Below are 13,190 nucleotides of genomic sequence, written 5' to 3'. Positions count from 1 at the left end.
TAATCACCCTGAAGAGTTGAGTGTTATGATTACAAACGGAAATATACTCGTAAGAGATAACTATACCTAGGAAGCCTATGCTAAGAAGTTTCCCGCGTATTAGATTTTTTGAACATAGGTCAACCTGCTCCCGGAGTTGTCTTTTTAGGTAGCTCTTGTAATTGTAATAATGATAATACTAAGTAGAATTACAAAAAATGAAAATAAGTATAATTACTGCCACGTTTAATAGCGAAAGTACTATTCTGGAAAGCATTAAATCTTTAGAATCGCAAACTTATTCAGAAATTGAATATATAGTGATTGATGGTGCTTCAAGCGATAATACAGTAAGTATTGTAAATCAAAATGCTAGCCGTTTAAGCCAAATTGTTAGCGAGCCTGACGCAGGTATCTACGACGCTTTAAATAAGGGTTTAGCATTAGCTACCGGTGATGCGGTTGGCTTTTTGCATTCTGACGATGTTTTTGCTAGTGATGATGCAATAAGAAAGCTAGTCGATTTATTCTATACTTCCAAGGCCGATGCCGTTTATGCAGATCTTCACTATGTCGCAAAGCATGATGTGACTAAAACTGTTCGTTTTTGGAAAAGTGGCGAGTTTGACATTAGTAAGTTAAAGACAGGTTGGATGCCGCCTCACCCGACGTTCTTTATGAAAACTCGGTTATACCGTGAATACGGAAGCTTTGATTTGAATTTTAAGATAGCGGCAGATTACGACTCTATATTGCGGTATTTATGGGTACACAAAGTTAAAATGGCCTATCTACCAGAGGTTGTTACATTAATGAGGGTAGGAGGAGCCAGCAATCAAAGCATCAAAAATTTGCTTCTTAAAACAAAAGAGGATTACATGGCCCTTAAAAAAAATAACCTAGGATGTGTAAAAGCACTTGTAGGTAAAAACTTGTCAAAGATCCCACAGTTTTTCACTGATTAGTGTTAAGTAAACAAAATGCCATCTAAGCCAAGTAATCAAGGTATCCAATTTTTAACTTTGGAATATTTATGGAAATTGAAGTTGCTGGCAATAGGCTCACAAGGTGAGGCTCTAGCTTTTAAACCCGTTACAGCCTTATGGGTAATCGCTGTTCCACTTGTGGATATGGCTGGTGTAACGATTCGCTTTAAGCGGAAAGGACAATCGCCCTTAAAATCAGACAGTGACCATTTACATCAAATATTTATGCGCGCTGCCTTTACTTCTAAGCAGACTCTTATATGTATTACCTTACTAAGCTTTAGCATATCGATGGTTGGGGTATTGCTAAACTGCTCCTGATTGGCTGTCTTTTGGTTTGTTTCTGGTTTGTTTTTGGTGGTGTTTGCTGGCTATTTATTGGCGTTAAAACACGTGTGGATTTTGCTAATAGCATTTCTAAGTAAGAAAGGGTTAAATTGATAAAGAAAATTCTTAAAAATACCGTGGTATACACTATAGGTGACTTTTTAGTTGTCGCAATAAGTGGGATCCTTCTGTTGCCGTATTACACAAGAATAATGTCAGTTGATGAGTATGCTGAATATGGTGTAGTCAACTCGCTTATTGTGTTATTAACATTCGTTATTCAGTTTGGAATTGTATCTACGTTTTCAAGATTTTATTTTTTGCAAGGCTCTGATGAAAGAAAAAAAATATACATTGGGCAATTGTTATTATTGCAAGCTAGTTTGACCATTGTTGTAGTGATTGCACTGCTTCTTATGAAGAGCTTTTTGTTAATGGAGATTATTAGCTCGATTGATAATGAAAAGCTTTTTTACTGTGCAATAATTATTTCTATATGTGGCTTTTTAAATGCTATGTATTCAGCTTATCTAAGGATTTTAGAGCGGCCTAAGTCTTTTGTCTTATTTCAATTGATATCGATAATATTATATGTTTTGTTTATAATTATATTTCGTTTTTTCGAGTTTGATGGGTTAGAGGCAGTTGTTTATGCCCTTATGGTTAGTACAATAATCATGTGGTGTGTGTCTTGGTATGGGATACCCTATAGCTTTAGTTTTGTTGATATCGGAAAAACAGTTAAAGAAACTTTTATTTTTGCAACCCCCGTTTTTATAGCTTATATTATGTATTACTGTTTGAATAAATTTAATATTTTGTTGCTCCAAGGCATTGTTGATAAACGTCAGTTGGCGATGTTTACATTTGCGTTGCAGTTATCAACTATTGTCACTGTTATAGCAGGGTCGGCTGGAAAGGCAGTACAACCAGCTTTATATAAACTGGACAAGATTGATGTTTTTAATGTTTCAAAAAAACTTGCTTGGTACTATAAGTTGGTTATGTCCATGCTTGTATTTATTTTTATTTTTTTCTCTGAAAATATAATTCTTTTTTTTGCGCCGCCTGATTTTTTAGAAAGTCAAAGCCTACTGAGAATTTTGATTCTGAGCGCCTTTATTTATAATATACGGAGTGTTGAGGCTAGTTTGTTTTTCTATTTTAAAAAAACAAGGTGGAGTTTATATATGACCAGTTTTAGTGCGTTGGTTGTTGTTGGTTCATCAATTATTTTTGTGCCAATATACGGGGCTGAAGCTTCCGCATATGCAATCCTACTAGGATCCTTTGCTGGTTTTTTGTGTAATCGTTTCTTTAGCAGAAAGCTAAGAGTCATAGGAACCTAATTGCTAAATATATAACGTTGATTAAAAAAGGTTTTTAAATATACTTGAATTGTTAAATATAAAGAATGTTGAAGAAGTTATAACTTTTAAGTGATTATGATTAGAATCGTTGGGATCTCACCTGATAAATAATAAAACTAAATGAAAGAGAAAAAATGCGAAACCTGAAACATTTGCATATAGTTGGCAATGAAATGAAATTCATAAAGCCTTTCATTCAATATGTCAATTCTAACTTTGATGCCGAAGAACATTTTTTTTTAGTACTAAACTCTAACAAAGAAAGTTCAGTTGAAATGGCTGCTTATAAAAATGTAAAAATAGCAAAGCCATTTGATTGTAAGAACAGTTTTCTCAGAAAGCTGATGTTGGTTTATAAAGTGCCAAGCTCTATGGTCTTATTGTTATGGTATTTTAACAAGGCTAAAAAGATTTACTTACATGGTCTTTTTGACAAGAAAGTTATCATTTTTCTTTATGTTTTCAAATCTTTTTCGAATAAAGTTTATTGGCAGATGTGGGGAGGGGGAGACCTAGATATACCGACAAAAGCTCAAAGTCGAACTCTTTGGTACAGAATTACTAAAAAGGTTAAAGGACGTTTCTCCGGGTATGTTTCTTACTTACCTGGTGATTACAAACTTGCGCAAGAACTTTATGGTTCCAAAGGAGAGTTTTTTGAGGCCTTAATGTATGAAAGTAATACATTTAACGAAGTAGAGTTAAATAAGTTAAATGATGGTATCGTACGTATTCAAGTTGGTAATTCGGCAGATTCTGCAAATAATCATTTTGAAATCTTTAATAAGCTAGAAAAATTTAAAGATGAAAATATTGAAATATATTGCATCTTATCCTACGGAGAAAAGCCTTGGTCTCCAGGGTGGGCTCAGAAAGTAATTAAACGTGGGGAAGACCTATTTGGCCACAAATTTATTCCAGTAATTGATTTTATGAGTTTTGAAGAATATTTAGGTTTTTTGGGGAAAATCGATATAGCAATATTTGCACATAAAAGACAACAGGCTATGGGGAATACTATTTCCCTCCTGGGCTTAGGTAAAAAGGTGTATTTAAGAAGTGATGTCACAAGTTGGGAACTTTTTAAAGATATAGGTGTTAAAGTCTTCGATGTAAATGAATTATCCATTAGCACTATCAATTCATGTGATCAACAAGCTAATATAGAGATGATTAAAAGTAACTTTTCTAAGGAAAAATATCACCAACAATTAAGAGATTTATTCGAGGGTTTTTAACATGTCATATCTAACTAATGCGCAACTGAAAAAAATGGGTTTTAAATTTTTAGGTGAAAACGTAAAAATTAGTGATAAAGCGTGTATTTATGATGCTGATATGATCAGTATCGGAAATGAATCGAGAGTAGACGATTTTTGTATTTTATCAGGTAAAATTAATATAGGCAAATATGTTCATATTACACCAATGTGCCTGATTGCAGGAGGTAAATTGGGAGTGACACTGTCTGATTTTTGCACTTTAGCTTATGGAGTAAAAATATTTTCGCAATCAGATGACTATTCTGGTCTAACCATGGTTAATTCTCTTGTAGATAGTAAATATAAATCTGAAATTTTTTCCCCCGTTCTTTTAGAAAAAAATGTTATTGTTGGTACTAATTCAGTTATTTTTCCAGGAGTTGTTGTAGCGGAAGGGTGTTCTTTAGGCGCTATGACATTACTTCGTAAGTCAACAACGCCATGGGGGATTTATTTAGGCTGTCCCGCTGTTCGTATAAAAGAACGTAAAAAAAACCTATTAAAATTACAACATGAATTTTTAAAAGAGAATAGTAATGATTCCATTTAACAAACCACCGTATACTGGCAATGAAGAGAGACATGTGCTTGATTCTATGTGTAGTGATAAAATTTCTGGTGATGGAAAATATACACAGTTATGTCACCTTTGGTTTGAAAAAAAATTGGGTTGTGCTAAGTCGCTATTAACTCCAAACTGCACTCAAGCTCTTGAAATGGCAGCGATTCTAATTGATATACAACCTGGCGATGAAGTTATCATGCCAAGTTATACCTTTGTCAGCACTGCGAATGCTTTCGTATTGCGTGGTGCAAAAATAGTTTTTGTAGATGTGCGTCCTGATACAATGAACATGAATGAAACATTGATTGAACAGGCTATTACAAACAAGACAAAAGCTATCGTACCTGTCCATTATGCAGGGGTAGCCTGTGAAATGGATACTATTATGGACATTGCTAATCACCACGGATTATATGTAATTGAAGATGCTGCCCAAGGAATGATGTCAACTTATAAAGATAAACCATTAGGTACTATAGGGCATATAGGTGTATATAGCTTTCACGAAACTAAGAACTACACAAGTGGAGGTGAGGGCGGTTTACTTATTATAAATGATGAAGTTTTTGTCAAAAGGGCTGAAATAATTAGAGAAAAGGGAACAAATAGAACTCAATTCTTTAGAGGTATGGTTGATAAGTATTCTTGGGTTGATTTAGGCAGTAGTTATTTACCATCGGATATTCAAGCTGCTTATTTGTATGGTCAATTAGAAAAAGCTGACAAAATTAATGTTAATCGCCTGGCATCATGGAAGTCTTACAATAAAAAACTAAATATGCTAGCTGATAGGAAAAAAGTAGAGTTACCTAGTATACCTAAAAATTGTGTACATAATGGCCATATGTTTTATCTTAAAGTAATTGATATTGATACAAGAACTAAGCTAATCGAGCACCTAAAACTGAATGATATTATGGCTGTTTTTCATTATATTCCTCTACACTCTTCTGTTGCAGGTGGAGACTTTGGAAGGTTGAGTGGAAAAGACCTGTATACAACAGAAGAAAGTGAGAAACTGATTAGATTACCAATGTACTTTGGTTTGGACACTAACGAAATAGACTATATAGTTGACAAAATTAACGATTTTTTCCTTACCTCATAAGCTGATTATGCAATCATTCATAGATTTTAAATCCTCCTTAAGAGCAGACCATTTTAGGAATTTTGGTAAAGTGAGAAGCTCAATCCTTTTTAAACTATTTGATAGAAAATATAAACTTCTATTCCTATTTCGTTTATGCCACTTTATTTATCACTTTAGAACGCAGCATGTAATTTTTAAAATCATATATAAGTTTTTTCTTTTTTTTTACAATCGAATTCAAAGTAAGTTCTGCGTTGAAATTGATCCCCGTACACAGATAGGTAAAGGCCTTTTTTTACCACATCCAAATAGCATTATTGTGCACCCTGATGTAATTATAGGTGAGAATTGTACAATATTGCAACAAGTTACAATCGGCAATGACTTATTCAAGGGAGAAAATGACCTAGCAGTCATCAAAAACAATGTTCTAATAGGTGCAGGCGCAAAAATTATCGGCCCTTGTAGCATAGGAAACAATGTGACTATTGGTGCCAATTCCGTAGTAGTCCGTGATGTTGATTGTGACCAAGTTGTTGGGGGTATTCCAGCAAGGCATCTAAGCTCTAAGGTATCAGTTGTACATAATTATTTTTCAGGCAATTAAGCGATGTTAAAAAAAATATTTAGTAGATTTATTTTTAGAATTAAGAAGTATATATCTAATCGGAAGATGGTTGAGCATTTCGAAAGCAATAACGGCAAATTTTGGACCAATCTTACAGTAAGCCGTGAGTTGAATAAGTCTTCTAAAACTAATCAGGTTGTTTTAGTTGAAATATCCGAAAAAAACCCTTTTGAATTAGAGTCAAATATGAGAGTTGCTAAAACCATTGAACTGAACTCTGATTTGGTCATTGAAGCATTGGTAGCATGTACACTCAAAGTAAAAGAACCATATGTAAAACTCGTGAAATCTTATAACATCGCAAGAGTAATTGCTTTATATAGGGTTTCACTTCTTAACTTATTCCGCTTAATTTACAGTCTGTATGTTGCATTGAGTTTGTTTAGAAAAATAAAGACACTCGATGACATTGAAGAGCTTACTTATAATGGGGTAGTAATTGGTGATTTAGTATACGATACTTATATACGCATGCAAGACGGAAAGTTTAGCCCTAGTAAAGACTATATATTGTTAAAATATATAACTCATGCGATATTTAATTGTCAGCTATATACTGTGTTACTAGGTAAAGGTAATGTAAAATATTTAGTCGTGGCAGATAAGTGCTATATAAATCATGGAGTCCTATACAGGGTTGCGATAAAATTCGGTGTTAAGGTGTTGATGCCAACAAAAGAATTAAAGTGGTTAAATGCTGGAAATATTAAAAAGCACTTCCATCATCCTGAGTTGTCGCTTGATGAAATGAAACTTGAACTCAAAGATGTAGAAATTGAAAAGCAAGTATCATCATATTTTTCGAAGCGATTCTCAGGGGAAATTGACCAGATTGATGTGTTGAGCTCATATAGGAATAAAAGAGTTTATGCCCGTGATGAGTTGATGTCAATAATGTCTCTTGTTCCTGGTAAAAAAAATGTACTTATCATGCCTCACGCATTTAGTGATTTCCCACATATCGCTGAAGGGTTATATAATGATTATTATATTTGGTTAGTTGAGTTACTTAAGGTTGTTAAGGATATTAACAACGTTAATTGGTTGATAAAGCCACACCCAACCTCTTATATCTTTAACGAGATAGGTGTTGTTGAAACCCTATTGAATGATATAGGTGCCACTAATGTGAAGGTTGTTCCTAAGGATATGAATACTGCATCCGTCAAAGATCTAGCTGATGTAATATTAACCGTTCGGGGTACCCCTGGCTTAGAGTTTGCTACATTTGGTATACCTGTTGTTACCGCGGGAGAAGGTTGCTATTCAGGATATGGAATTGATATTACAACCAGCTCAAAACAAGATTACGTAAACACTATCAGGAATGTAACTAATATTCCTAGATTAGATGAAGCACAAATTAGTAATGCAAAAATGGTTTTTTATTACTTATTTATTAAACCGAATGCCATGCTTACTTATTTGATGAAAGATATTGAGAGCAATATGAGTGATTACAATAAGGTTTTAAATAACATTTTGGATAATAACAACTCAGAGTTAATAGAAGATAATGTTTTATATGGTATTACCTTAAAGATGCTGAATCAAATCGAAAATAACTAAGTTTAAGTTTTACGCTGGAAGTGGTAGGTGATGGAATTTTGAATTTGTACTCAGTAATTGTTTGTTATAATCCAGATTGGAACCATGTGTTGTCCAATTTAATACAGGTGCTAAGTAAATCTGGAGTTAAAGCTGTTGTCGTAGACAATAGTGATGAGTCGCTGGAGTTAACTGGTGATTGTGACTTCGAATACCTCTCCTTCAATGTTAACCTGGGAATTGCCGAAGCTCAAAATAGGGGTATTAAACTCGCTTTAAATCAGGGAGCTCAAGCAATTGTTTTTTTTGATCAAGATAGTCTAATTAAAGAGGGTTTTATTCAAACCTTGATTTCACCTGTTATAGATAAAGATGAAGATATCGTTGCCCCTATATTTAAGAGTATTAAGTATGGTTTCTATTATGATATTTTGAGTTGTCTTCCTTCTGGAGGCTTAAAAAAAATTCCTCCTGAGAAAGGGAGGGACTTTTATACAAATATTGCAATATCTTCAGGTACTGTAGTTAACTCCTCTGTATTTAGTAAAGTAGGATTGATGAATTCTGAATTATTCATTGATTACGTAGATACTGAATGGTGTTTGCGTGCTTATCATTATGGGTTTAAAGTTTATGTGAATACGTCAGCGGTAATGGAACATGAAATTGGTGACCATACAATTTCAATTGGTAGATATAGTGTACCTGTCCACAGCCCTCAAAGGCGCTATTACCGATTAAGAAATTCATTTATCTTAGCTAGATTTACTCATGTACCTAGAAAGCTAATGATCCGAGAGGTTATTTTTTCATTTTTACATCATTTAGTTCTGATTTACTTTGAAGGTAAAAAAATCGACTATCTAAAAAGCATGTATTGTGGAGTTAGGGATGGTGTTTTAAACCGTTCAGGGAAACATGATTTATGCGAATAAGATATATATCTATAGTGAATATTGTTTTTTTTCTTTTGTTTTTATTTTCTTTTATATTACCACCGTTGTTTCCAAAGAAAATTTTCTTTGCTTTGTCTTTAGTGTTGCTTTTTCTTGGTTTTCTCTATAGGGGAAGGCTAAGTGTTCCTTATATAAATCCTCTTATTTTCGTATTGTTTTTTTATATATACTGGTGCATGTACCCTCTCGGGAATGTAGATTTCGATGTGTCGACACAATTTTTTTTGTCAACTTTGATGTTGTTTTTATTTTATAGTGTTGTCCATTTTCGGCTTGATGTGAATATTCATTTTAAATACGCTGGATTCTTGCTAGCTTTTATTGCTTTGTATGCGAGCGTAGGCTTTTTTGGTTTTATATTGAACCTCCCTTTTTCCTCAGAGTTAATTGATTTCTATATTTTTCATTCTCTAGGTTTTTTGGGTGAAAGAAACTTTGGGGTAATAGTTTTGCCAATGTTTCACTTCGTATCAACGCCCGTTCTTTTAGTTTTATTAAGTTTGGTCGTTATAAATTCGCATGGCGCTATTAATGCTAGTAGAATGCTAGTAGTATTTGGATTGTTGAGTGTTATTTTTCTGAGTGGCTCTCGAGCTATATTTCTCACTGCTTTTGCTACAACATTTATGTTATATTATTTTTATGCATCCAGAGGTTTCAGGTTTTTTTTACTTCTGTTTTTTGTTTTTTTTATTTTATTTATTCTTCTGACTTTGGACTTTGGAACGGCGTTTTCAGCTAAAGAAGAATCTAACTCTATTAAGTTAGGCCATATTCTTTCATACCTAGAATATGTTGACCCTTATAATATATCGTTTGGTAGTGGTTTGGCTTCAAGGTTCTACACTGTAGGGTTTGGCCGGCTCGCATCATATACAGAAATAACCGCTATTGATTTCCTACGGTACTTCGGACTATATAATACCATTTTTTTGTTTTTCATCATTTTATTTCCGATCCGTATTAGCAGTGGGAAGCTAAAGATTGTTTCGCCTTTTTGTAGACTAAGTGCTCCATATTCAATTACCATGATTGCTTATTTGATAGCATCACTATCGAACCCTATTCTGCTAACTTCTTATGGTATGTTAGTTATTGTTTGGTATTGGTCTAACCTTTTTAGAGTGAGTGCTCATAACAGGGAGTAAGTCGAACCGCTTATTATTAAACCAGAGTGATCGTGTATGGCCTTCATTTTGAAATAGGTACAATCTGTTTAGTGTTATGATTGGCGGAATGTTAGCGCATTAGTTTTCAGAACCGCAAGCTCACTAGTAGAAAGTGAATGTTTATTCGGCTTTTATATAGCTTTGAGTGCTATCTCATGCCCTATGCCTTATGTGCGGAACACAATTCTAATACTAACTATTCCATTTATGTACTTCCCATCCTTCAAAGGTTTTCTTCCGAAAGGCAAAGCTAACCCAAATTGTTCAGGTATAATTTCGGTTAGAATGTGTGGATTATTTACAGTCAGGCCTTGCGAGGCGCTGCGAATTTGGTTATGGCTGTCTATAATTCTTACAAATGTTCGGCTAGCTTATCGATGGTATTCTTTCAGCTGACGCAATCGCCAGAGTAATGGATATATTTAGCCCTAAGCATATGCATGGTAATTTTATCTATTGGGTGAAGTCTGTAATGAATTGATTAACCTCTGTCGAAGTAAAAACTTTTATAAGGCTGGAATCAGAAGTAAGATACTAAAAAGATAACTCGGTTGGGCACTATAAAAAACCAATGGCTTTATCTCTGAAAAATTGGATTGCTTTTTGGGGAGCAATATACGTTCAATTCAATATTGGTATTGAATGGACTATTAGCAATCCTTAAGTTTGTCTAAGGCGGACACGTTAGGTACTAGATTTTTCCATTGAACTTACCTAGGATAATGATAGTTTATATTTTTAGTTATAAAGATTGGTAGGGTATTGTGATTAGTGTATGTATGACTAGTTTTAATGGCGAGAAGTATATTGAAGAACAAATTGTAAGCATTTTAGAGCAGATTACATTTGAAGACGAGCTGTTAATATCAGATGATGGGTCAACCGATGAAACTACAAATATAATAGAATCGTTTGTTAGAAATGATTCTAGGGTGAAATTACTTCATGGCCCCAAAGCAGGCTTGCAGAGTAATTTTGATTTTGTGTTAAGTCAAGCGTCAGGTGAATATATCTTTCTTTCTGATCAAGATGATGTATGGCTTCCAGATAAAGTAAAGTTGACTTTGTCAAAGCTAGAGATATACAACCTAGTAGTTTCGGATTGTTACATTGTTGATGATAAGCTTAGAATTATTTCTGATAGCTTTTATGAGAGCAATGGACTTAGAGTGGGTGTCTTTTCTAACCTATATAAAAACTCATTCCTTGGTTGCTGTATGGCATTCGATAGAAAAATTTTAGATTGTGTTTTACCTTTCCCTAAAAACATTCCGATGCACGATTGGTGGATAGGTCTTGTATCTTCTGTTAAGTTTAACGTAAAGTTTACAGATGAAAAATTAATATACTATAGAAGGCATTCTAGTAACGCTTCCCCAACGTCACAAAAATCAACTAATTCTTTAATAGTCAAAATTAGACATCGGATATTTCTTGGTACACAAGTATTGTTTCGATTGCTGAATTACTAGAAAGTATATTCTTAAGAGGACTACAAAAGGTCCTTGTTTATCAATTCACTGCAGTGCAGTGCAGTGCAGTGCAGTGCAGTGAAAGCAGTAACCTCAAGTTTGCAGTGTATTATGCTGCTATGTGATGTGTAGACATATCTAGCCCGCTAAATCTGGTTTAAAGCCTTCACCCTACTATGGCTTCTTCTACTTGAGTGTGCTAGCGGTGTAAGCTTAACTTATCGCTAAGCAACTGAGATAATCGGTACATTGCTGTACCGGATAGCTAACGTAGATAGTAGCCCAAATCAGTCATACGCTGGCTCAGTTTAACATGCTTAGGATCGTCCATAGCGACGGTTCGTAGGTGGCCATCATCCCAGTATCCTATATTTTTTATTCCGGGAGGGGGCGCATTCGCCGCTAGCGCTGGATTTCCTGATAACTCTAAAGCGCCATCTGCTCTATCCGCGGGTATATTTCTTTAACTATGACACAAGAGCGTTTGTAAAACCTCGGTATTATGACCCCGTCAATTGAAAGCTCTACGCGCACTATTTTTGTTCAAGCTTGAGCTGCTTGAACAAAAATTGATTAAACCATTCTAAATGGACGAAGAGAGAGTTCAAAATCACCAGTAACTATTTAGTGCTCTTATGTAGAGTTTTTTGAGAACGGATAGATTTCGCTTAAAAATAGGGATTCAAAATGCTTATGATTTGCTACTATGCAGTACTTTCCAAATAGTTCTTTATTTTCAATGTTAAGTGACCTTTTAAATGAATAAGATTTTAGTCACCGGCGGCGCCGGTTTTATAGGCAGCGCCGTAGTGCGCCATATTATCGACAATACTAACGATGGCGTACTAAATGTTGATGTGCTGACCTATGCCGGTAATGTAGCCTCTTTAGATAAAGTTTCATCTAATCCGCGTTATCAATTTTTGCAGGCCAGTATCTGCGATAAAACAGCGATGGCCAAAGCGTTCGCTGAATTTAAGCCAACGGCGGTGATGCACTTAGCCGCAGAGAGCCACGTAGACCGCTCAATTGATGGCCCTGGTGAGTTTATTCAAACCAATATCGTGGGCACTTACAACCTGCTGGAGGCCGCTCGTGAGTTTTGGGGTGGCTTAGAAGGCGAGGATAAGGATAACTTCCGTTTCCACCATATCTCCACCGATGAAGTGTATGGGGATTTGGAAGGCACAGAAGATTTGTTCTTAGAAACTACTCCTTATGCACCTAGCTCTCCCTATTCCGCCTCTAAAGCTTCCAGTGATCATTTAGTTCGCGCCTGGCATAGAACTTATGGTTTGCCAGTGGTTATTACAAATTGCTCAAATAATTATGGGCCTTATCATTTCCCTGAAAAGCTTATCCCGCATGTGATTTTAAATGCATTAGAGGCCAAAGCCTTGCCGGTATACGGTGATGGTTTGCAAATTCGCGATTGGCTATTTGTAGAAGATCACGCACGTGCTTTATATATGGTAGTAACTACGGGTGAAATAGGTGAGACCTACAACATTGGTGGCCATAATGAGAAAACCAATATTGACGTTGTACGGACTATTTGCAGCTTGTTAGAAGAACTCGCACCTAGTGAGGCTAAAGCCAGACTCACGGCGGCAGGGCTCTGTCAATTTGAAGATTTGATTACCTTTGTTAAAGACCGCCCCGGTCATGATGCACGCTACGCGATAGATGCCTCGAAAATTGCCAATGAACTAGGGTGGACACCTGAAGAGAGCTTTGATACGGGCATTCGCAAAACAGTAGAGTGGTATTTGTCTCATCAGCCATGGTGGCAAGCGGTGCTTAACGGTGATTACCAATTAGAGCGCTTAGGCTAGGAG

At 35.2% G+C, this 13,190-nt stretch carries 10 protein-coding genes; all 10 read left to right on the top strand.

Going from position 1 to position 13,190, the window contains the following annotated elements; genetic code table 11:
* The first annotated feature begins 197 nt into the window (after positions 1 to 197).
* The 10 genes from K5620_RS13305 (at position 198) to rfbB (ending at position 13,187) form a co-directional block, all read left to right on the top strand.
* On the top strand, positions 198 to 944 hold the full coding sequence (locus K5620_RS13305) for a glycosyltransferase family 2 protein (protein ID WP_016402523.1): 747 nt from the start codon (positions 198 to 200) through the stop codon (positions 942 to 944).
* Positions 945 to 1,402: 458 nt separating this feature from the next.
* Positions 1,403 to 2,641, top strand: a complete 1,239-nt coding sequence (locus tag K5620_RS13300) for a lipopolysaccharide biosynthesis protein (protein ID WP_016402520.1) — start codon at positions 1,403 to 1,405, stop codon at positions 2,639 to 2,641.
* 155 nt (positions 2,642 to 2,796) lie between these two features.
* A complete protein-coding gene (locus K5620_RS13295; protein WP_016402519.1) occupies positions 2,797 to 3,900 on the top strand; it encodes a TDP-N-acetylfucosamine:lipid II N-acetylfucosaminyltransferase family protein in 1,104 nt (367 codons plus the stop codon).
* Between the two features lies 1 nt (position 3,901).
* Positions 3,902 to 4,474 (top strand): acyltransferase, encoded by a 573-nt coding sequence (locus K5620_RS13290; protein ID WP_221077381.1) that lies wholly within the window; start codon positions 3,902 to 3,904, stop codon positions 4,472 to 4,474.
* Positions 4,461 to 5,597 carry a dTDP-4-amino-4,6-dideoxygalactose transaminase gene (gene rffA, locus K5620_RS13285; RefSeq protein WP_016402518.1) on the top strand — a complete coding sequence of 379 codons (1,137 nt, stop codon included), beginning with the start codon at positions 4,461 to 4,463 and terminating at the stop codon, positions 5,595 to 5,597. Before K5620_RS13290 ends, rffA begins: the two co-directional genes overlap by 14 nt.
* On the top strand, positions 5,563 to 6,186 hold the full coding sequence (locus K5620_RS13280; protein ID WP_221077380.1) for a serine acetyltransferase: 624 nt from the start codon (positions 5,563 to 5,565) through the stop codon (positions 6,184 to 6,186). The genes rffA and K5620_RS13280 overlap by 35 nt, the downstream gene beginning before the upstream one ends.
* Positions 6,187 to 6,189: 3 nt before the next feature.
* Positions 6,190 to 7,776, top strand: coding sequence for a capsular polysaccharide export protein, LipB/KpsS family (locus K5620_RS13275; RefSeq protein WP_016402517.1), 1,587 nt, complete (start codon positions 6,190 to 6,192; stop codon positions 7,774 to 7,776).
* Between the two features lie 44 nt (positions 7,777 to 7,820).
* On the top strand, positions 7,821 to 8,690 hold the full coding sequence (locus K5620_RS13270; RefSeq protein WP_215426436.1) for a glycosyltransferase family 2 protein: 870 nt from the start codon (positions 7,821 to 7,823) through the stop codon (positions 8,688 to 8,690).
* Between the two features lie 1,969 nt (positions 8,691 to 10,659).
* Positions 10,660 to 11,352 carry a glycosyltransferase family 2 protein gene (locus K5620_RS13265; protein WP_016402514.1) on the top strand — a complete coding sequence of 231 codons (693 nt, stop codon included), beginning with the start codon at positions 10,660 to 10,662 and terminating at the stop codon, positions 11,350 to 11,352.
* A gap of 758 nt (positions 11,353 to 12,110) precedes the next feature.
* The gene (gene rfbB / locus K5620_RS13260; protein ID WP_016402513.1) at positions 12,111 to 13,187 is read left to right on the top strand and encodes a dTDP-glucose 4,6-dehydratase; all 1,077 of its coding nucleotides are present in this window, start codon (positions 12,111 to 12,113) and stop codon (positions 13,185 to 13,187) included.
* The last annotated feature ends 3 nt before the right edge of the window (positions 13,188 to 13,190 follow it).

The sequence above is a fragment of the Agarivorans albus genome (assembly GCF_019670105.1).
GTDB lineage: Bacteria > Pseudomonadota > Gammaproteobacteria > Enterobacterales > Celerinatantimonadaceae > Agarivorans > Agarivorans albus.
Note: the sequence above shows the minus strand (reverse complement) of the source record. Positions and strands in the feature narration are given on the sequence as shown.